Origin of the sequence: Photobacterium proteolyticum (assembly GCF_001939735.1) — a bacterium.
In the GTDB taxonomy this organism is placed as follows: domain Bacteria; phylum Pseudomonadota; class Gammaproteobacteria; order Enterobacterales; family Vibrionaceae; genus Photobacterium; species Photobacterium proteolyticum.
In genome coordinates this window covers 47,785-69,300 of sequence record NZ_MJIL01000075.1, presented here as the reverse complement: position 1 = coordinate 69,300, position 21,516 = coordinate 47,785, and the positions used below count along the sequence as shown (strand labels likewise).

18 protein-coding genes are annotated in these 21,516 nt (G+C 47.8%); 4 read left to right on the top strand and 14 right to left on the bottom strand.

Translation table 11 applies throughout. The annotated features are described in order from the left end of the window. Positions 1 to 4: 4 nt before the first annotated feature. A complete protein-coding gene (locus BIT28_RS13260; RefSeq protein ID WP_075764421.1) occupies positions 5 to 1,024 on the bottom strand; it encodes a hypothetical protein in 1,020 nt (339 codons plus the stop codon). 148 nt (positions 1,025 to 1,172) lie between these two features. On the opposite strand from BIT28_RS13260, the gene BIT28_RS13255 reads away from it, so the two are divergent. Continuing rightward, on the top strand, positions 1,173 to 1,505 hold the full coding sequence (locus BIT28_RS13255; protein WP_075764419.1) for a GNAT family N-acetyltransferase: 333 nt from the start codon (positions 1,173 to 1,175) through the stop codon (positions 1,503 to 1,505). A 66-nt stretch (positions 1,506 to 1,571) separates the two neighbouring features. Here the strand turns inward: BIT28_RS13255 and BIT28_RS13250 are convergent, their stop codons facing one another. From BIT28_RS13250 to nosR, 7 genes are all read right to left on the bottom strand, one after another. After that, positions 1,572 to 2,144 carry an SOS response-associated peptidase gene (locus tag BIT28_RS13250; RefSeq protein ID WP_075764417.1) on the bottom strand — a complete coding sequence of 191 codons (573 nt, stop codon included), beginning with the start codon at positions 2,142 to 2,144 and terminating at the stop codon, positions 1,572 to 1,574. Positions 2,145 to 2,329: 185 nt separating this feature from the next. After that, positions 2,330 to 2,830: a nitrous oxide reductase accessory protein NosL gene (locus tag BIT28_RS13245; RefSeq protein ID WP_075764415.1), complete on the bottom strand. Its 501-nt coding sequence runs from the start codon at positions 2,828 to 2,830 to the stop codon at positions 2,330 to 2,332. Positions 2,831 to 2,888: 58 nt separating this feature from the next. Next, entirely contained in the window at positions 2,889 to 3,707 is an 819-nt protein-coding gene (locus BIT28_RS13240) for an ABC transporter permease (protein ID WP_075764413.1), read from the bottom strand. Next, positions 3,704 to 4,696, bottom strand: coding sequence for an ABC transporter ATP-binding protein (locus tag BIT28_RS13235; protein ID WP_075764411.1), 993 nt, complete (start codon positions 4,694 to 4,696; stop codon positions 3,704 to 3,706). Before BIT28_RS13235 ends, BIT28_RS13240 begins: the two co-directional genes overlap by 4 nt. 10 nt (positions 4,697 to 4,706) lie before the next feature. Next, a complete protein-coding gene (locus tag BIT28_RS13230; RefSeq protein ID WP_075764409.1) occupies positions 4,707 to 6,044 on the bottom strand; it encodes a nitrous oxide reductase family maturation protein NosD in 1,338 nt (445 codons plus the stop codon). Between the two features lie 94 nt (positions 6,045 to 6,138). Next, complete coding sequence (gene nosZ, locus BIT28_RS13225; protein WP_075764407.1) at positions 6,139 to 8,043, bottom strand: TAT-dependent nitrous-oxide reductase; 1,905 nt, start codon at positions 8,041 to 8,043, stop codon at positions 6,139 to 6,141. 128 nt (positions 8,044 to 8,171) lie between these two features. After that, positions 8,172 to 10,304 (bottom strand): transcriptional regulator NosR, encoded by a 2,133-nt coding sequence (gene nosR, locus BIT28_RS13220; protein ID WP_245823691.1) that lies wholly within the window; start codon positions 10,302 to 10,304, stop codon positions 8,172 to 8,174. A gap of 454 nt (positions 10,305 to 10,758) precedes the next feature. On the opposite strand from nosR, the gene BIT28_RS13215 reads away from it, so the two are divergent. Then, the gene (locus BIT28_RS13215; RefSeq protein ID WP_075764403.1) at positions 10,759 to 11,259 is read left to right on the top strand and encodes a hypothetical protein; all 501 of its coding nucleotides are present in this window, start codon (positions 10,759 to 10,761) and stop codon (positions 11,257 to 11,259) included. A gap of 64 nt (positions 11,260 to 11,323) precedes the next feature. Here the strand turns inward: BIT28_RS13215 and BIT28_RS13210 are convergent, their stop codons facing one another. After that, entirely contained in the window at positions 11,324 to 11,773 is a 450-nt protein-coding gene (locus BIT28_RS13210) for a DUF3429 domain-containing protein (RefSeq protein ID WP_075764401.1), read from the bottom strand. Between the two features lie 149 nt (positions 11,774 to 11,922). Next, on the bottom strand, positions 11,923 to 12,966 hold the full coding sequence (locus tag BIT28_RS13205; protein WP_075764399.1) for an alkene reductase: 1,044 nt from the start codon (positions 12,964 to 12,966) through the stop codon (positions 11,923 to 11,925). Between the two features lie 128 nt (positions 12,967 to 13,094). On the opposite strand from BIT28_RS13205, the gene BIT28_RS13200 reads away from it, so the two are divergent. After that, complete coding sequence (locus tag BIT28_RS13200) at positions 13,095 to 13,673, top strand: TetR/AcrR family transcriptional regulator (RefSeq protein ID WP_075764397.1); 579 nt, start codon at positions 13,095 to 13,097, stop codon at positions 13,671 to 13,673. A gap of 26 nt (positions 13,674 to 13,699) precedes the next feature. Here the strand turns inward: BIT28_RS13200 and BIT28_RS13195 are convergent, their stop codons facing one another. Together BIT28_RS13195 and BIT28_RS13190 are read right to left on the bottom strand one after the other, a co-directional pair. Further along, the gene (locus BIT28_RS13195; protein WP_075764395.1) at positions 13,700 to 14,752 is read right to left on the bottom strand and encodes an NAD(P)H-dependent flavin oxidoreductase; all 1,053 of its coding nucleotides are present in this window, start codon (positions 14,750 to 14,752) and stop codon (positions 13,700 to 13,702) included. 233 nt (positions 14,753 to 14,985) lie between these two features. Continuing rightward, entirely contained in the window at positions 14,986 to 16,212 is a 1,227-nt protein-coding gene (locus BIT28_RS13190) for a serine hydrolase domain-containing protein (protein WP_075764393.1), read from the bottom strand. Positions 16,213 to 17,217: 1,005 nt separating this feature from the next. Between BIT28_RS13190 and BIT28_RS29550 the strand changes: the two genes are divergently transcribed. Then, on the top strand, positions 17,218 to 17,364 hold the full coding sequence (locus BIT28_RS29550; RefSeq protein ID WP_160649737.1) for a hypothetical protein: 147 nt from the start codon (positions 17,218 to 17,220) through the stop codon (positions 17,362 to 17,364). A 69-nt stretch (positions 17,365 to 17,433) separates the two neighbouring features. Here BIT28_RS29550 and BIT28_RS13185 read toward each other — a convergent pair whose 3' ends face one another. Further along, entirely contained in the window at positions 17,434 to 18,315 is an 882-nt protein-coding gene (locus BIT28_RS13185; RefSeq protein WP_075764681.1) for an endonuclease I family protein, read from the bottom strand. A 58-nt stretch (positions 18,316 to 18,373) separates the two neighbouring features. Beyond that, positions 18,374 to 21,502, bottom strand: coding sequence for an ExeM/NucH family extracellular endonuclease (locus BIT28_RS13180; protein ID WP_075764391.1), 3,129 nt, complete (start codon positions 21,500 to 21,502; stop codon positions 18,374 to 18,376). Positions 21,503 to 21,516 lie beyond the last annotated feature (14 nt).

The following is a 21,516-nucleotide window of genomic DNA, read 5'->3' as shown; positions in this document are numbered from 1 at the left end:
ATCACTACTCCTTGATTAATTGGTAGACAGTCTTAAAGGCAGAGTAGAAGCGTTGCCAGTCGTTACCACCAGGTTGTTTGAGTGCCTCAATAAGCTGGATAATTTCTTCACTGGCGGCGACCAGCTTATTATTTACCTTGAATTGGCGTTGAGCGATATCTAGCCCATTAAGATACTTAAAATTCTCAAAGTAAGCTTGGAACAGTGGCTGATTGACTATGGGATTTTTGAGGTAGTTGCCGACATCATGCGGGAACTTGGTGGCTAAATGTTCCAGTTCGTCATCGATATTGGTTAATTGCGTCCAAAGCGGGCCGGTTGGCTTGTAAGGGTGAACCATAGTGAAGGGATCAAGCTTGTGGTTGATATTAAAGACACGGCTTGAGCAGCCCGAATCCGACGGATTGACGACAGTCTGGTCTACCGGAACAACCCCTTCGAGTACTTTGGCGACATTGGCCAGATATGTCACGCTGCCCAGCCGGTTGGTGATGGGGTTCAGTTTGCCATCGGAAGGATCGATAAGCAGGTTTTTGTCATAGAGAATGCTCAGGGCATCGAGCGTAACTGCGGTGCCGAGCGAGTGGGCTATGATATGAACATTGCTGGATCCCCGGCTACGAATAAGTTGACACAGCTGGCTGGTGAAACGGGCCCGGATAGCTTCGCCAAGCATGGTAAAGCGATACAGTACTACATCAAGCCAATGGGTAGTGAAGAGGACTTTTTCGCTAACTGATTTTAGGTCATCTTTGAAATCAATCAGTTCATTAATATTTGTGAGTTCTGGCATTGAGCTGGCGGCGGTAACAATATCGCCAAACTCGCTTTTTAGCTTTTCAAGATAGTCTTCGAAAATATCATTGTAGGAAAAAACAATAACGTCAAAGGCCGATTCGATATTGGTGGTATCTGGGTTGGGGTAATAGGACAAGGCCGCATTGAGCGATGTAACGACCTCGGTTTTAAACGAAGCCTCGGTATGGTTCCCCATACCGTGTACTAAAAAGAGAACAGGTTTCATAGGGAATACCCTCACATTGACGGGGACAATGTGAAGTGTAGTAAACTGTCTGGGCACAAATGTATTTGTATTAAGGCATAGATGACCTTTAAATCAAAACTGCGAGGTGCATTCAAATATCTTAACCACTGTTTGGATCCGAAGAAATATGGAAGTTTCTCATTACCCCTATTTCATTTCTGTTGACAGTGAACTGGCCGGTTTTGCGTTGGTAAGAAGATACCCCTCCAATCCCGCTATTTACGATATGGGGCAGTTTTTTGTGTTACGGAAATTCAAGGGGCAGGGTGTCGGTAAGCTGGCCCTTAACTCTGTACTCGAACACTTTCCGGGGCGGTGGCAGATCCGGGTACTGGTCGAAAATACGGCGGCACTGGGCTTTTGGACTGCTGCCGTATCGGACGTTGTCGGCACTGAGTACACGCTGTCACTACAGAATGATGTCGACTTGATGATGCACTTTATCCAGTTTGATGTGTAGGTGATCTGAACATCACTTGGATAAAAGGCGGATTAGCGCTGAATTCAAACCTGGACACACGTTCAGTTAGTGAACCGCGTTGACAGAGATGGGGAGCTTGTTACTGACTTTGAGCAGCGGTGTGATGGCCGTAATATTGCCTTCCAGCCATTTCCAGGCAGATTTGGTCGGGATCAGTACCGGCATACGGTCATGGTAGGGGCGGCAGATCTCATTGGCGGCTGTTGTCAGCGTGACCAGTTGCGGGGGCTCGCCCGGAAACCAGATCCCGGCCATATAGAACGGCCGCTCGTCCCGGTGACTAAACAGATACTTCTGCTTGCGCGGTGCTCCCTCGTCATGCCATTCAAACCAACCGCTGCAGGGAATGAGACAGCGGTGATTTTGCATTGCGTGGTGGAAGGTTTTTTTCTCATTGACCGTTTCGGCCTGCGCGTTAATGATTTGCTTTTTGGCCCAGTTTGGGTGGATCCCCCAGTGGACGTCCTGCTGTTCTACCGAACCCTGCACATAGATAATTGTTGATACGCTCTGGCTAGGACGAAGGTCGAGGTTTTCTTCGGTTTTAAACTCGCAGCCGATTTCTTCGCTGACCATTTCGCTGAACATCCCGCCTGACACACTGAATCGTCCGCACATGGTGGTTACCTCATCTTCAGTTGGTGGCTGCCTGATGCTTCCTGCCTGCGTTTTTCATTGTTATTTTAGGAATGTATAAAAAAAGTATGAACGGTATCAATAGATCTGCAAACGCAGTAATGAGAGGGTATACAAGCCCGGTGGTTTTCGGGCTTGTTTCAGTAGGCTATTGCGGTTGGCTGGGGTTAAAGGACATCAATCGTAATATCGTCAAAGCGATATAGCTGGCCGCCGAACTCTTTGATGAACACTTCGGCATCTGTTTTCTGGGCAAAACTGGCCAGCGTCTTGCCCATTGCTCCTTTCTTCTCAGAGCCGATCACAAACCAGGCCTCGCGGGCATCGATAAAGTACTCATCTTCCGGACGCTGCCAAGGTGTCTTGCTCATATCATGAACATAGATCTCCTTTACCTGACGCTTGTTTTCCGGCTGCAGAACAAAGCTGAACAGATCTCGGGTCGAGCAGAACTTGTTCACGGTATCGGAAGACTTATTGAAGTTCTCCCCCTTCGGCCCCGGGAAGTTGCTGATGATCATGCCACACAGGTGGCATTCATCGGCCTGTTCAATGGCCACTGCCTGACGCACCATGGCTTGATCCGCCGATTCTTGCTCGCTGCAGGCGACGCCCAATACAAGCATTAGGGCTACACTGACAGTTTTTAGAGGGGATAAAGTACGCATGTTTGTTTCCTTACTAATTTAATCGTTAAATGCTTAATTATTTTTTGAGTTATTTGCTTTATAGCTTTTTCTTTTTAAAGACCAGGGCGGCGACAACCAGCGGTGTGACCACCCAGCCGAGCATGAGTAAGAGCATGCTGGCGGGAGAATGGCTTTGGTCGATGGCGACAGCCAGTACACCGTTTACATCCTCTGTGTTTAGAGCGGCGAGGTTGATGAGCCGGAATAAATCCGTCGGGTTGAACATCATCAACTGGACCAGGTGTTGCTGCGACAGCCCTTCTTCCACCCCGACCAAAATGGCCAGCAGGGCTAGATCGAATACCAATACAAAGAAAAACCAGATCATCAGCGCAATGCCTGCCGCTTTGGATTTCTCTGATACCGCTAGGCTAATCACATAGGCTATGGCGATGAAACAAAGGCCAAGCAGGGTTGCCGTGAGGATGAACAGGCCGAAAGCCGGGACAACTGCAGCAAAGTCAGACTGGATGGCAAGCAACAAGGCGGCGCTGCCAAAGCCAAGACCGGTTGCCAGTGAAATAATGGCACCCTGACCCAGGAACTTTCCGATCAGCAATTGACCATGGCTGATCGGGTAGGTCAGTAACAACAGCAGGGTGCCGGATTCCTGCTCACCGACAAAGCTGTCGTAACTGAGCAGCAGTGCGATGAGCGGGATCAGAAATACCGCAAGGCTGGACAGGCTGGCGATGGTCGAAGACAGGGAGGCGACACCTAGTTGTCCAGAAGCGACCGAGCCGTAATAACTCAGTCCTAATGAGAGGACAGCAAAGATCAGGGTGATAGATATTAGCCAGCGATTTCGCAGGCCGTCCTGAAACTCTTTAATTGCAACGGCAAAAACAGGATTCATGAGCTGATGGCCTCCGAGTTGGTTGTTGTGGCCGATTGTTCGGGTACTTCTTTCTGGTCGGAAACTGAAGAGCCATAGCACATGTTATCGTTGAGATAATACTGGTAAAGCTGGTCGAGGTTGGCTGGTTCGATTTGCAGGTCGGCAATCTGGTTGTATTCGAGCAGTTTACGGATCACGGTTAGCTTGTCGCTCTCGGGCACGTTTAACAGATTTTCTCCGGCTTGGTATGGGCTGAGGAAGGGGTCATTCTGCAGTGTTTTGCCAAGTCCCTGAGTGTAGATCGCAACAGGAAGATTGGCTTGTTCGCGTAGCTGAGCCAATGTGCCCATAGCCCGTTGCTGGCCACCTGATAAAATCATGGCCCGGTCGATATGCTGCTCTACGCCCGGCAGAATATGTGAGCACAGGATGATACTGGCCCCGTTGCTTTTCAGTGCATCGACGGTTTGATAGAACTCTTTGGTGGCAATGGGATCGAGACCGACCGTGGGCTCGTCGAGCAGCAGCAGTTTCGGTTCGCCCAAAAATGCCTGCGCCAGCCCCAGTCGCTGACGCATGCCTTTGGAGTAGGTTTTTACCTTGCGCGTCATGGCGGCTGTAAGCCCGACCTGGTCAAGCAGGGCGATGATCTGTTTCTTGTTCACCGACTTGAGCCGCGAAAAGTAGGTGAGTACTTCCAGACCGGTAAGGTGGTCATAGAAGCTGACATTTTCAGGCAGGTAGCCAATTTGGCGTCTGCTGTGCCAGGCTTGCTTGGATTGTGGATCGATACCAAATACCTGCACCTCACCATGGCTGGCCTCGATGACACCGAGGATCAGCTTCATCATGGTCGTTTTGCCGGCACCGTTATGGCCGAACAGGCCGAGTACTTCACCGGGAGCGAGCTCCAGATTGATATTGTTAAGCGCTTCAACCTGCTGGTAGTGCTTGCCTGTATTACGCAAAGACACAATTGGAGCGGTTGCTTTGTTAGACGTCGTCATAGAAATCCTATTACCCCGCAGTTTGGTCTGGAATCGGCGGCATGGTTTTGGTTGATTGTGGCTGGCTGATCAGCGTGTCGTCGGAGGCTGACGGTACGGTCATCAGCGGAAAGCTATCTCTTACACCGGCGGGTTTGAGTACTGGAAATTGCTTTTGAATCCAGCGCAGCATCAAAATGGCCGGGCTATCAAGCAGAACTTTGGCTTCGGGGTACTGCCAGATAAGTTTGTCGATGCCGTCGTTGGGCTCGAAAGGGGTATCCCCGCGGCCGTTGTTGTCTAAGTCCCAGCCAAGGTAGTTACTCCAGAAATTACCGATCCCTTCCTGACTCCATTCCTGTTCGCGGTTAGAGACATATTTTACCTGCACCGGGTTGTTCATGAAGCTATTGCCGAAGACCTTGACGTTCTCCGACCCGGCCGTGAGATGGATGCCAATCTCGGCGGTATCGATAGTGTTGTAGCTGATTGTGTTATAGCCAGAGTTGTAGACAAACAGCCCTTTGCCGTCGCGGCCCATGACTTTGTTTTCTGGCTTGGTCCAGACATTGGAAATGCGGTTGTGACTGATATCGGAATAGGTAATGAAATTCATCAGGAACCCGTAGTCTTCGCTGTCACGGGTTTCGTTGCCCCGTACAGTCAGCTTGCGCGAGCTCATCAGGGCGTAGCCGGCACGGGTGTTGTAGGCTAGATTATCCAGCACTTCGTTGCTGTGGGAGTACATATAGTGGATCCCGTAGCGAAGATCATGCATGGTATTGTTTTTCAATACATTGTACTGGCTGGCGATAATATACAGGCCGTCACGGGTCTTGCTGACGGTGTTGCCGGTGACTTCGACATCTTCCACCTTTGACAGCTGAATGCCGTTGCCTCTGTCGGCTGAACGCAGGGTGGGGTTGCCTTCCACCTCGTTGCCTTTGACTTTGATATGTTTTCCGCTCTGCAGCCAGATGCCGAAGCCGTCTCCCCGTAGTTTGTTGTTGCGAATAATCAGGTTGTTGGCTTTTTTATCGGAATAGATACCGGCATTTTGTGCCGTTAGATCGCTGCCCCAGTTGATGATGGTGAGATCTTCAATCAGGATGTCGGAGCTTTTGAGTAGTAAGGCGTGACCCTTGCCGCCTGCATTAATTGTGGCAACATTGTTCCCTGTGAGGGTAATAGCCTGACGAAGAATGAAATTACCTTGATATTCACCAGCATCGAGTGAGACGACATCGCCTTTTGAGGCGGAATCCAGGATGGCCTGCAGGTTATCATCAACGCTGACCTGTAGTGTTTTGGCTAATGCGACAGGCTGAAATAAGGCCAGGGTCATCAGTGTAATTATCGGTTTTATCATCGGCAGCTTAACTTCCTGGGGATGGGAGTAAAGTGCCGGACTGGCCGGCACTTTATCAGTTTGGTTAGCCCTTGATGCTAACCGTCTTCGCCGATCAGGCTTCTACCAGCATCCGGCCGCGCATTTCCATGTGTAGCGCATGACAGAACCAGTTACAGTAGTACCATTGAACTCCCGGCTTGTTGGCGATGAAGGTAATGGAAGCTGTTGCCTGTGGGCCGATTTCCATCTGTACACCATGGTTGGTCATACAGAACCCGTGCGTGACGTCCTCAACCATATCGAGGTTGGTGACAACCATGGTGACCTCGTCGCCAAGCTTGACCTTGAACTCTGTGAGCCCGAAGTTCGGTGCAACCGAGGTCATGTAGACGCGTACCTTGTTGCCGTCACGGATCACCTTGTTCTGGGTCATGACATCGACACCGTCTTTCTCGGCCATCGCCAGTGTCTCGGCGAAGATAGGATCATCGCGAGTCCATAGTTTTTGTGGCTTGACCTTGCTGCGGTGAACAATCATACAGTCATGCGGTTCGGCATAGGTTGGTCCGTCGTGGACCAGTTTCATTTCGTCGCCGGAGATATCGATCAGCTGATCATTTTCTGGACGTAACGGGCCGACAGGCAGGAAGCGGTCTTTCGAGAACTTACAAAGAGAGATGAGCCATTTGCCGTCGGCGTCGCGTGTCTCACCCTGAGATGTATGGTTGTGACCCGGCTGATAGTGCACATCCAGCTTCTGGCGAATGTAGTTTACCTTTTCGCCGTTGTAGGCCTTGATGGCATCTTCGACGTTCCATTTTGCAATCTGGCTATCGAGAAACAGGGTGGTGTAGGCATTGCCACGGTTATCAAAAGCGGTGTGAAGTGGGCCCAGGCCTAGTTCAGGCTCGGCTACGATGGCATCACGTGGTTTGATCTTGTCACTGAACAGATCGTCCAGTTTGTTGATGGCAATCACCGATACGGTCGGGGATAGCTTGCCGTTGGCGACGAAGTATTTGCCGTCAGAGGACGTATTCAGTCCGTGCGGGGATTTAGGCACCGGAATGTAGCGAGTAAGCTCGGAGCCCTTGCGGCCATCCAGTACCGGTACATCGTTACCGTTGTAGGTTTTGAACTCGCCAGCTTTGAGTGCGGCTTCACAACGTTCGAGATTGAAAACAACCACGTGATCGCGCTCGGCGGTGATCATCTCACCCAGCGTCATACCCATTTCGGAGTTGTAACACGTTGAGGCAAAGTATTTACCGTCGTAGTCGGCATCAGTATTGTCGAGGTTGCCGTCGACCATCACCTGGAAAGCGACCTCCATCTTCTCGGCATCAATCACGTTAAACAGCGAGCGGTAGGTGCTGACATCTTCCAGCGTCGCCTTTCCGTCATTGTTCATCGGGATTTCAAACTCACCGTTACAGATCACGTACTTGGTTTCAGGTACTTTCTGTACCCGCAGGCCGTGGATAGCCTGGACATTCGGAATAGTCAGCATCTTATCCGTTTTCATCACATTACAGCGGATACGCGCTACACGACTGTTGGCTTTGTCGTTGATGAAAACGTATTTACCGTTATAGCGGCCGTCCGTCATACTCATATGCGGGTGATGGGAGTCCCCGGCCAGCATATCGGCGCTGTCACCTTTGATTCGCTTACTCTCGTTGGTGAGACCCCACCCGGTAGCACTGTCAGTGTTAAAGACCGGAATACGCATTAGCTCACGCATTGAGGGTAAGCCCAGAATACGTACCTCACCTGAGTGACCGCCACTCCAGAAGCCATAGTACTCATCCAGATCGCCCGGATGAATAAACGGGCTGTTTGCGGCTTCCGATGCCTTGGCCTGGGCCATTGAGGCAAACATGGCTGCCGACATCGGAGCAACGGCTGCGCCTAGTCCGATAGCGGCTGTCTTGCCGAAAAATTTACGCCTTTCCTCGTTTGGCAATGTGTCTTGATGAGGTTGCTCTATCAGATCATTGTTCTTGTTGTCACTCATGGTTGGCTCTCCATACCGTTTTTTTACACGCCACGGTTATTAATAGTTGTAGGGACATCAGTACTTGATGGATTGTCTTCTACTCGTGTTTCCTTTTTACTCGGAACTTATTCGGTATCTAGGTGTTTCTAGTCGGTAACAGTGACGGGAATATCCAGTTCAGTGCTACGGCGTTTTTTGCGCGCCAGCTTCTTAAGCGGCGGGCATTTTTCTTCGTTGTAATAGGTTATTTGGCAATCGAGGCAATAATGGCATTCGCGCATATTGATCTCCCCATCAGGCTGAATAGCCTGAATTTCGCATTCCTTGGCACAGGTCTTACAGGGCGTACCGCAGTCAGGGCGACGTTTCAGCCAGCTGAACAGGCGCATACCGCTGGGAACCGATAAGGCGGCACCCAGTGGGCATAGGTAGCGACAGAAGGGCTTGCGATTAATCAGGTTAATTAGGATCAGAAATGCAGCCCAGGCAATGAATGGCCATTCCCGGTCGAATTTTAGCAAGAAGGTTGTCTTGAACGGCTCGATTTCAGCGAATTGCTCGGCAAGTGCCAGAGAGTCGAGAGAGATACCGAACAGAACCAGCAGGATCAGGTATTTGATTGCCCACAAGCGCTCATGAACTGCGTAAGGTAGTTCAAATTGAGGAATTCTGAAGTGACGGGCGAATTGATTGACCAGTTCCTGAAGTGCCCCGAATGGGCACAGCCAGCCACAATACACTGCACGACCCCACAGCAGAACAGTAACGGCTGCTGCACACCACAGGGTGAAAATAATCGGATCAAGCAGGAAGAGATCCCATGAAAAATCACTCATAAGCGCCTGCAGGAAGGTGAACACATTCACGACTGATAGCTGCCCGCTCCATGCCCAGCCAATAAATACCACGGTGATAGCCAGGAAGCCATGACGAAGGTTATGCACAAAGGTTGGGTGGCGTACCAGTATGTCCTGGAAGAACAAGATAAGCAGCAGTACGCCTAGCAACGCGAGCAGGATAACCACCTCGACCTGGCGCTCTTTCCATACCTGCTGGGTGAGTGACAGCTCTGGTTCGGGAACAATAGCTGGTGGAGTGTCGACATATTTTTCCAACATGTCGTAGCTGCCCTTGAAGCTGGTAAAAATGCTGTCGATCGGACCAGTCTGGCGTCTGACCAGTAGCTCAAGCTGCCAGCTGGCACCGGGATCAAGCTCATGGTGCGCCTGTACCCTGAAGACTGACATTTCCTGGAATGACGGCGCACCGTCGATATAGAGATCGGTAACTCGATTGTGGTCGAGATCGCGAAATGAAACTTCATTCTCGCCCTGGTGGATTTGAATGCGATCGAATATCCCGCCTCGTACATAACCTGAGCCTTTGAACGAATAGCCGTTGCCCAGTACGGCGACTAAATGCTCTCCGGGTTTTAGGGAAGAGGTTAACCAATCGAAGTCGGCATCACCGAATAGGTTGCGGCCGATGGTCGGTACATCGGCCAGTGCGTAGTAGATTTCGGCAAACATGTCCTGCTTTTCATCTGCAGGGGCATTATCAATATGCTCGGCATCGGTGCCGACAAAGGCCTCGTCGATTTTTTCGTTAGTGAGGTAGAGTTTACGGATGGAACCATCACCGGTTAGTTGGAGCCAATTCGCTTTTTCAAACTGATCCTGGTGTATGGTGGAGGGGGGTTGAATGATGCCTTGTTCTTTCTTAACAATGCCCAGAGACTGAGCCACTTTTGTTGCGGCCTTGGTGATGGCCACATTCATCACCATCACAGTTACAGTTGCGCCAGACAGGCCATCAACCGCGACATAGCCCTGATTTTCGTTACCGCCAACTTTGATTCTGTCTTTGACCGATAGTCCAGTGTACTGGTCGGCAAAACGCCATAGTTTTTGCTCAGGGATACCGGCTAGGATGATTGGTTCGTGATGCTCGAGTACCTTGGCTGTCAGGTAATTCCCATTGGGGTCGATGGCTACCAGCATGTTGACCGGTTCACCGGAGTAGGCTGGTATTTCTGCTATATCATTGGTTTCAAAGGCATAACCTAAAACATCATCATTGCGGTAGACCTGCCATACCGGGGGCTCTCCCTGCTTGTCTTCAATACGGGTAGCGGTTGGAAAGGTTTCTTTGATAAGTGGGAGTGGATCCTTGGGCGGGCTTACAAACAGTGCATGCGCCGGTGCGATCCCTCCGAGGAAGAGTGAACAGAGCAAGAGTACACGTAATATCGCGGTAATTATTAGATTGATTGTTTTCACCAACGAACTCCCGGGCTGTGTTACCCAAGTGGTTATCTTTAATGTGGTATTTTAAATGTACCTTTTGAGCTGTATTCATGATTAAGATCAATTTATTCACATGTTGTAACATTTATCTTCTCGAATTGAGAACTTTATTACTTAAGGAATTGAGTTCCTCGGTAACTGGACTATTGTTCTAGTTTTTTAAGGATAGAAAACGCAGATGGAAGCGCTTATTTTTTATAGAAATTAGTGATGCACGACACATTGTTTTGTTATTGAATTTGAGTTGCATATACACTTCAACTGTAACGATGTGGCACTCTATGTCGGCGTTATGAAGTTAGCTGTGAAACATTTTTTCATTTTCTGGCTCAAGAGATTTATCATTTAACCGAAATAATACCTGTACTGTTGTTGTGGATGATGATCCACGAATGGTTGTATTGAGCGGGTATCAAAAGGAACTGCGGTGATTCGTTTTATTCAATTTTTTATCGCTATCGTACTGATGGGTGTTGCTGGCTTCTTTATCCTCCAAAGTGCACCGGAGCCAGATCATGATGAGCCCAAGTATAAATTTTTGGCTTCCAAGTACCAGCCTGAAAGTGAAGAGCATAGAAACTTATACCAGCACTACTCCAATTTGGCAGATATCCCAATGCCAGTGGGAACCTGGGAGGGGTACAGCAGCAAAAACTATCACTTTATCTTGAAGGTCAACGAGATGGGTGGGTTTATTCTGTCGGTTAACCCTAATGCCAACGATGACACAGAAGGCGCGTTAACCGGTATGCTGAACATTACTGGTCAAGCCTTCAAGGCGCATCATGTGGTCGGTTCGGCAAAGAACGTGCTGCCGAAAAGCGGTCATATTGTGGTGAAGGACTATATGCCGAACGAAGTCCATGTTATTCATCCTCAAACGTTGGAAGTGATTCGTTTCAAGCGGATCTCCGATATCGATAGCTAATAGTAAATATCCACCAATAAAGGTTTGCGCGATAGGCGCAAACCTACCTTTCTAACCTGTCGATTCAGCTAGCCATTGCCACCAAATGCAACACGGCGACAATGCCAGTCAGGCGGTTACGCATCGGCTGGTATCCTTCTGGTCTTCCTTCTTTTTCTACTTGACGAATCTTCATTTCGGCAAACCAAACGGCGACAAAGCCAAACAGCAGTACCAAAATAGACATTACATAGCTTTCCGGAGAGTGAAGCAGTACGCCCCAGGCAATCAGCGAAAATAGAATACTGAGGATCAGCGCGTTGCGACTGAGTTTATGTTTGATGTGATCGATGGCATTTCCCCAGAGGATCCCGGCAAGAAAACTCAGAATGACGGCGCTGTAGGCTATAAACACCTTTTGGGCACTCAGGCCAAACATGGTTTTATCTGCCCAGATACAAATCAAACTGATGATAAACGGCAATAGCCCGAAATAAGCTAGCCGGGTCATGATTTTATCGGGTGATTGTTCCATGAAAGCTCCCCTGCAAAAGAAATGTGGCTAAAGTGAAAGGCACTTTCAAAGCATAGCAGAGCGTTAGTTGTTGCTTCGGGTTGAGTTTTTGTGAAGCAGGAAGGACCGGAGAAGTTGGTGCCTCTCCGGTAGTTAGGCTAAGCGTTGGGTTATACCAGCTCGGCAAGCATTTCGTCGGAGTAGTCAACCAGAGCCTGGCCTTTTTTCACTTTCTCGACATAGTCTGGGTTGGCAATCAGTGGTCGGCCAATAGCCAGCAGGTCGAATTTATTATCATTAATCGCCTCGCTGCCTGTTTCGGCGCTATAGCTACCTACACCAACCAGGGTTTTTGAGTACTGTTTACGTACGTAGCTGGATGCGGTACCGCCCAGGTAGTCAAATTCCATACTGTCATCGAAAATGCCGATATGAAGGAAGGCCAGCTCACGCTGTTCCAATTCTGCAAGAAGGTAATCAGAGACCTGACGATCACGTTCGTCACCTTCGATATTGAAGTAGGCGCCCGGTGATACTCGTAACGCTGTGCGATCTGCACCAATTTGCTGGGAGATGGCATCGACAACAGCAAGCGGGAAGCGCGCCATATTTTCCGGCGTACCGCCAAACTCATCTTCACGATCGTTACTGCTGTAATGAAGAAATTGATCGATCAGGTAGCCATTGGCACCGTGAATCTCTACCCCGTCAAAGCCAGCCTCGATAGCGTTAGCGGCTGCCTGGGCATAATCAGCAACAAGTTGGTCGATTTCTTCCGTTGTTGCCGGTTTTGGTACGGTATAAGTCAGCTCACGCATGCGAGGTACGCTGCCTTCGACTTTCTTGGCGGAAGGTGCCAGTACGTATTCGCCACCAAAGAAATGAGGATGTGCAACACGACCTGTATGCCAAAGCTGAGCGAAAATCTTTCCGCCTTTTGCATGGACTGCGCTTGTGACGTTTTGCCAGCCAGCAATCTGCTCTTCCGAGAAAATACCCGGGGTATTTGGGTATCCCTGACCGTCGGGGCGAATGATTGTCGCTTCGGAGATAATTAACCCGGTATCAGCTCTACGTGCGTAATAGTCAGCCATTGCCTGGGTTGGTACTAAATCATCGTCTGCCATACACCGTGTTAGCGGTGCCATAAGAATACGGTTTTCAAGGGTTAGCGTGTCGTTCAGTACATATGGTTGAAATAGATTTTCCGTCATGTCTTTAGCCTTATTCTTGAATACACATTCAAATTAGACCTTTTTGAACGATCATTCAAGATGTTTTTTGAATGATTGCTCAATATTGATTAGAATCACTGGGTATAGGGTTATTGAAAGAGTTGTCTATGAGAAGTGCTGAGTTTGATCGCCAACATGTATTAAGAGCTGCAATGGCTGCATTTATTGCCAAGGGCTATAGCAAAACCAGCATGCAGGATCTGAAGAAAGCCACGGGCTTGCATCCGGGCTCGATATACTGCGCGTTTGAGAACAAGCGGGGACTGTTATTAGCAGCGCTTGAGCAGTATCGTTCAGATCGCCAGGCGGAATTCATGGCTTTGTTTGAAGACAGCACCTCGAGCCTTGAAGCGTTAAGGCGATATCTCGATAACGTTGTCGACGAATGTGAGCGGGAAGAAATCAAAGACTGCCTGCTGCAAAAGGCCCTGAGTGAACTTGCTGATCAGGATGATGAAGTCGAGAGTGTCATTGCACAAATGCTCAAGCAATGGCAAGAAGGGATTGCAGCCCAAATTCACCAGGCGCAACAGGATAATGAGCTCCCCTCGAACCGCGATCATCAGCAGTTGGCGCAGTTTTTGGTGATGGGGATCTACGGGATCAGAACCTTCTCTCACACCAAGCCTGCCGAGGGAGCCTTACGTAACCTTGCCGAGCAGCTGTTCGAGCATATTCGCTCATAGCTTTGGCGCAAAGCTTTAACGTCTCGTTATACAGTAATGCCCGACATCAACTGTCGGGTCAGCTCTGATGCTGAAATTTCTTTGCAGCCCGTTGTATTTTGACCGCTCCATAGCGGGGAGAAATCATCTATCCCTCGGCCTTCAGCTAATTTTCGCAGTTGGGCCATCTCTATCGAGGCATAGGGAAAAGCAGGGGCAGTCGTATTCATCGCACCCAGCTTCTTCATGACACGATTGACGATACCGCGAGCAGGTCTGCCGGTAAAAAGGTTGGTCACGGCTGTTGGTCGCACGTGGGAATCTTTTAACGCTGTCCGGTGCAGTTGGCTGGTTTTGGCTTCATCGCACAATAAGTAGGCAGTACCAACCTGAACGGCTGTGGCACCAAGGGTAAGCGCTGCCTGAACACTTTTATTGTCAGCGATTCCTCCTGCGGCAATGACAGGTACACGGACAGTATTAGCAATCTGCGAAACCAGCGCTAAGGTGCCGACTTGCGTCGATAGGTCATCGGTCAGGAACATCCCCCTGTGTCCACCGGCCTCAAAACCTTGGGCTATTATGCCATCGACTCCTCTGGATTCTAGCCACTGAGCTTCATGAACAGTAGTGGCTGAAGATAAGATCTTCGAGCTCCAGCTTTTTACTCGGGAGAGCAAGTCATCACCGGGTAGGCCGAAATGAAAACTGATTATTTCGGGTTGGAAGGGCTCGATGACATCGGCAATGTTATGGTTAAACGGCACCCTTGTCGCTCCCTGGGGAGAGCTCAGGCAATTCATGCCCAACTCTGAAAAGTAGGGCTTAAGAAGGGTCTGCCATTGCGACTGGCGGCTAGTATCGAAGTCCGGCAGAGAATGGCAGAAGAAGTTGAGGTTGTAAGGTTTACTGGTCGCGCGTTTGATCTCGGTGATTTCATTAACGATGTCATCAATGCCGAGCATGCCACAGGGCAGTGATCCCAGTCCGCCTGCTTTACTGACTGCAATAGTCAGCGCGCTGTCTTGTACTCCGGCCATGGGGGCCTGAATGAGTGGCAGCTCAGTGCCTAGTAAGTCAACCAAGTGTTTATTATCCATAGCTATATCCTTTAACTATTGGAGGTGCGCTTTTAGGCCAAGGCCACCTCTTGCTTTTTGCCTTGCTGTAGCGACAAGGCCCATAATGACAGTGCGGCAAAAAACGAAATGGTAATGACCACACTCCTAATAAATCGACAGAGAGCTAGCTATTTTCCTTAACATTATTTTCCTTTGGGTATTTTATAGCGTACCGCAGTCGCGTATACGTATATCAAGTCGTTATTGCAATACTATTCTGCTTGGGTGATAACATTGCCAGACAATGAATGGGCGATAGCCCTAAATGCGGCGAGAGAGTAATCCATACTCTCATAGCTATTATTCATGAACGTAAGATCTGCGCTGTTTTTTACAATGACGACATCAGCTAAGCGGTTAATATAAATATATTGGCCATAGATGCCAATCGCTAAAAACTCTTGATTGACATTTTCGGGGATCCACCATTGATAACCATAGCCCCAATGTGTATTTGAATTTTCTCTTTTGCCGGGCATGAGGTGGGGAGCGTCAGGCGTAATGCTCTGCTCTATCCATTGGCTTGGAATGATCTGTTGATTATTAAGCTGGCCGTGATCGCGATAGAGTTTTCCCATTCGTAGGTAATCTCGGCTGATAAGGTTTAGCCCACCCAATACCATAGGCTCACCGGTACTGTCGGTGATAAAAATAGCCTCGCGCTCGGTGTGTAATTTTGACCACAGCTTGTCATTAAAATACTCTTCGATAGGTTTCCCCGTCGCTGCCCGCAACACCATACCGATAACATGGGTGTCCATACTGACATATGACAGGTAAGTACCTTGCTCGCGCGAGCGAGTGAGCGAAGCGGCAAATTCATCGAAGCTCCCCCCCAAAGCCATGAGCCTGCCCATACGGTTTATGTCGCTAAAAAAGTCACCATAATCCTCGTTAAAATAGATGCCGCTAGACATCTGTAAGACATTTTTAATGCTGACACCGTCATAACCTGAGCCAATTAAACTGGGCACATAGTCAGTGACCGGTTGATTTAAGTCTGAAATGTGGCCTTCCTCAATGGCAATGCCGAATATAGCACTGAGAAACGATTTGGCCATTGACCATGAAATTCGCAGATCAAACTCATTTGTGTCCTGGTAATACTCCTCGAAAGTGATGCTATCACCTTTTAATACCACTAGGGCGGTTGTACTGGAGCGTTGAATCCAGTTCTGCATGTCAACTGACTTGTCGTTATAGGCAAAGTGCTGGGGAAGCGGTGAAGGGGAGTGGCCTAGTTTGTCAACCATACCTGAAGCGGCAACTGTTTTTGTCGGAGCTAGCCGTTTCATGTTAGAGAAGTTCTCTACGATGACATCCTGATCGAACAGTCGCACAGTATGATAAAGCTGTTGGAGCTCCGTTTTATAGATAAAAGCGATGGTACTGCAGATAAAAAACAGAATCAGGCAGCCCTTCCCAAACACTTTCTTCATAGCCAACTCCTTAGCTCAATTTAACAGAAACCTGCTGTTTTCGGAGGCTGGATCACTGTCCAGCTTCTAGAAATGATAGAACAGAAGTTTCGGCCAGTGAGTATTTACTCTGATAAAAAATGAAAGCTCAACTTGTCTAAAATAGTGCTGCTAAATTTGTCTAATTTACAAGTTTAAGGTTTGTGGCTTATGGTTTAGCGAAACGATGTCGAATTTTCATCTTTACCAACGGGATAGTGAGAATACCGATTGCCAGCAGTGCACCGATAGTTATACCCAAGCTACCTCAAGATGCAGTATTCAGAGTGAGACCAGCGAGCTCAGTTCAAGGAAAATGACGGTAGGAATGGCTTTCCCTTTCAACGTTATTTGACACAGAAATGGGGTCGCTGGCTCACTCCCAAAGGGCGAGTTCCAGTTCTATTAAATAGATAGGGGCTTCTATGCGTTGTTACCGATTATTAATTTAGAGCCACTAGATTTTCTAATCGGTGCCTAGCCTACAAGCCAAGTAATTCTCGCTGAAACGAGCATCTTGAGGTAGCTTGGGTATAAGTCATGCTTGAGCATATTGGCTATTGATAGAGTTTGAATACGGGTTTCATTGAAATTCGGGAACTGGTGGATGGCAATAATAATGTCATGACAGAATCGATAATCACCATCAATCTACTGTCATTAGATAAAATGATGTTATGAGAACTTTGATTTAAAACATCATTAAAGAAAGGATAATACTGTTTGTTTTGTATAAATACCTATAAAAACAGTTAGATGAGAATTTTAAAAATTATGTTTGACGAATTTTCAATAGCAAACGTTTGGCATGGCTTAAGCCCTTAATTAATGGGTGTTGCATTTCTCATTTATGAGCAGAAAGAGAAATAATAAATTGGGTTTTATTATATAAAACCCAATTTATTGCCGTTGTTAAGGGTCGTTTATGGATTATTCAGGTTAATGTACTAGTATTAGGTTGCCATAAGTAAAAAGGGAAGTAACAAGATGAGAATAATAATTTTACTGTTCGGCTTAACATTACTAGGGTGCAGTACCACAGACGATCTGTCTTATCAGCCGACTGTCGATGATGAGTATGCTGACCGGCAGGATCGCGATAAAGAGATGATTCGAGATACAGATCGTATCTGATTTTGTCTTTGTTCGCGTATAGCTTAGCAAGATAAAACAAAGGTCAACCTTGGTTGACCTTTGTTTTTATTATTTACAGTTTTTGGCAAAAATTTCGTCAGCCCACTGCGGGTTATCCACAAACGGGTTTCTATTGCCCTGGATCTGCTGGATTTTAGTGTTTCGGTTAGACTCGAATTCATCAACCGGATCGAGTTTGTTCCACTCTAGTAAAGAGCAGACGTTACCGAGTGCCGTACCATTGTTCAAAACGCTTGGCACTAGTTCCAAATCTGGTGTGATGCTGTCTTTGCCTTCGTAACGGGTGGCCATGTAGAACATCATACGAGCCACATCGCCCTTGACCGCATCACGTGGTTCGAAAGAGTCAGAGTCGTAGCGGTTTTCTGGTGACTCGGCTACTGGGTTTTCACTGTAGTCGTATTCAAGGTTACCACGGGTAGAGTTGACCGTTTCGTCTGACGGGCGAAGGTGGTGAATGTCAGTATAGCCATAAGCGCTCTTGTTATTGAAACCACCATTGGATTTCGGGTAGGAGTGTTCACGGTTCCAGTTGTCGCCTCCTAAGCTTCCTTGTCCTGTTTTTTGTCCTTTTGCCTGAGAACGGCCAGTGTAGATAAGAATGACGTTATCTGGGTTGTTAGGGTCTTCGTCGGTAATGTCTAGTGCATCCCATACATCAAACGAAGAAGATGAGTAGGGTAGTTTTTTAATCCCGGTAGAGATGATGGTATTGAGTGCTGCTTTTAGTTCGTCACCGGATTTGTTAAGGGCCAAATCATAGTAACCGTCTGGATTGTTAATCTCGCCCGGATCGACAGGCGGAACGACTTCTTTGGCTTTACAGGTAACAGAAAACGGCGCGACAACATGGGGATCGTGGGCCTGAACATAGGCAGCATTAGCGCTAAAGCAAGAAAGAGCCAGAAGGGCTAGAAGTGTTTTTTTCATAATTTTTCTCAGAAAAAAGGGAGGCATTAAATGCCTCCCTTGATAAGTCAGATTAAGTTTACTTGCTCATCTTGCGACGGAAGAAACCAAGACCTAGTAGTGACAGCAGACCAAATAGACCTGTTGAACCACCGTGGCTGTGACCAGGGTTTGAATCAACTGGCTGAGTCTTATCATCACTGGTTTCGGCTACTTTAATTGTTTCTGCCGGAGTAGCATAAACAACATTACCCGTTACGCCATCTTGGATAGATTTCGTCATCTGGAATTCACCAGCTTCAGAAACTTTACCTTCAAGCTCTACCCATCCTTGCTCGATGATTGCTTTCGTTAGTGTTACATAACTAGTATCTGCACCGGCTACCGCTGCTTTGAAAGAGCTAATCTTCGCAATGTTCAGAACAGCCTTATCACCAGCGTGAAGTGGAGTGCCATTGATGTCCGTTAGATCGAACATAACCTTAATCGACTCGCCTGCAACAGGTGCTTCTGGTACTTCCGGAAGCTCTGCTGGTGGGTTTTTAGGTTCTGTTGGTGCAGGGATCACAACAGGTGGCTCAGGGTCAACAACAGGTGGCTCTGGATCAACCTTATCATTTAGCTTCAGATCGATAATTGCTGGATCGTGGTCAGAAGCGCGGTATAGATCAGAGAAGCGAGTTGAACATTTACCATCTAGGCAGTTGTTCTCATTTTCGTATTCAAACAGCGTTGATTCACCGGCATTAATATTCCAGTCGGTAGCATCTATCACTTTGTTCACTAGTTCTGGTGTAACCAGGATGTAGTCAAGTGTGCCTATTTCATCGTTGTAAGAGTAGCTGTATGAATCCGGATGTAGCTGGCGAACAACGTTAATGTAGCCGTAAGAATCAGTAACTTCCTTACCAGCATCGCCGTGTAGTGGTGTACCTAGTGTGTTTTTATCACCACCAATATAGGTATTGCGTGCAGCCTTGATGACATGATCTTCAGGTGCTTTGTCGCGGTTAGTCAGAACCATGATTGGATCTTCGTTACCGTAAGAGTTCAAATCACCAAGGATCATTTTGTAACCATCGATCTTGCCAAGCTCTTGACCTAGATGGTAAGCAGCTGATACTCGGAAGTTTTCGCAAGAACCTTGTTTGTCTGGGTCCTTACCGTCCTGACCACCTTCAGCAACCGGAGCTGCATCTTCCCAACATTTAGAACCTTTAGATTTCAGGTGGTTAACCGCAACTGTAATCTTCTCATCTGTGCCGCTGATGCTGAACGTTGGTGCGATGGTGTCACGCTGATAATTGTGACCATCTTCGATAGTCTTCCCTTTATCATCAATTACTGCATCTGCATGTTGTTGAGGCATTTCAATGAGACGATAAGTATCTAGAGTTGCTCTATTTGCTTTGAAGATTACCTGGCTGGCAATAGAATCTCCACCGACAAATTTATCGCTTTCGTTGCCAACAACGTATGAGTAGTGATCTTTTTCATCGGCAATAAGGGCATTGATCTTTTCTACTAAGTGCGCTACAGCTGAGTTTGGACCAAAGCCATTATTCTCGATTTCCATCAGGCCGACGATATCAGCATCGATAGCAACGATTGCACGGGCGATTTTGTCTCCTTGAAGATCGAATTCTGCTTGAGATTCTGCACCTCGGTTCTCATTTTTGGGGTTGCTGTCACCACCATATGGTGAGTTGAAGTAGTTCAACACGTTGAAAGTTGCGATACGCAGCTCGCCACCTTCTTTAAGCACAGGCGCTTGAGTTCGATCAGAGTGTTCGCGGACGAAGTTATCTTTTGTTACTTCGTTGGTAACAAAGAAGCGATATTCGTTGTATGAGTAAGTAACTACACCCTCAAAACCGTCTAGTACATCGCCGATACGGACATAATCTTCAGTCGTTGTCGTACCATCAGGCATTGGTACAGCGCTTGCCTTACCGAAGTCTGGGTACCATGGAATGTGAGTACCTTTAGATACTTTATCGAAAGACTCAACAATAATACGCTTGTCCTGATTGCAGTCTGTTTGGCGCTCAGCATCAGTATCTGGAAGGATGTTTTTGTCTAGGTCATAATCGTGAACCGCAGGAGCATTGTTCTGGTTAGGATGCAAGTTCACCTGACCGTTCGAAACCACCATGTTGTTTCGATAAGGGCCGAAGTCAAAGCCGAAGGTGCGGCTGACGCGCATGTCAGATTCTTTGTCGAACTGAACCAGCATACCTTCGTGACGTTCTAGCGTGAAATCAAAGTCTTCATCTGATTCCAGTACGCGTAGAGCGGTTGCTGCTGGCGCGGTTTCGGAACCTGTTACTTTTACGGAATCAACTTTAACAAGCTTCGTCCAGCCCCAGTCTTCTTTAACTTTTGCTACTACGGTAACGGCAGAGCCAACAGACAGCTCGGAGATATTGCTTGTTTCAACAAAGATACCGTCAGAAGTCAGTGCGTCACTATCACTTGGTGCCTGCATGAAGAAACCGACTTTCAGGTCGCTTCCCAGAGCAGTTTTCTGAATTGCTGTTACGACACCTGATACTTCGTGGTAACCTGCTGATTCATAAACACCATTTGGTACGTCAATGCCATCGATCGTAGAGCTCCAGCCTTGACCTTGGATTTCTTGAATAGTCGCAGGGGTTGACTCTGGTGGTGGAGTCGGTTCGTCGCTGAACTTACCAAAATCGCTGTGATCGCTACCATCATGAGAAGAAAACTTAGATGCATCGTATGTTGTAGAAGGTGTTGTATCTGTACGGCGCAGCGTTACATCGGCGTTATAAGCCTCTTTTATATCTTTTTTACCCATGACGTCGATCTCGACGCCATCTTTTAAGATAGCCAGCGCATCATCACCATTGAAGTTGGCAACATCACCATCTCGAATATCTGCTGCTGCGATAAGCTCATCAGTTACTTTGCCTTCTTGTGTACTGTTGTGAACAATAACAAGAGTTTCATTAGGTGCTAATGTATATGCACTCAAATCGAGAGTTTTATCCCAAGAGCCACCACCATTTGAGGCTTTAGCCAATGTATAGCCTGTTAGTGGAACAGTTTCGCTACCGGTGTTAGCAATTTCGATCGCTTTGTTATAACCAGAGCTTTCTGTGGTTTCCGAGATGATGATATTCGCCTGAGCACTGCATGAAACTGCAGCACCGATGGATAGTGCGAGAATGGATTTTTTCATGATTTTCACCCTAA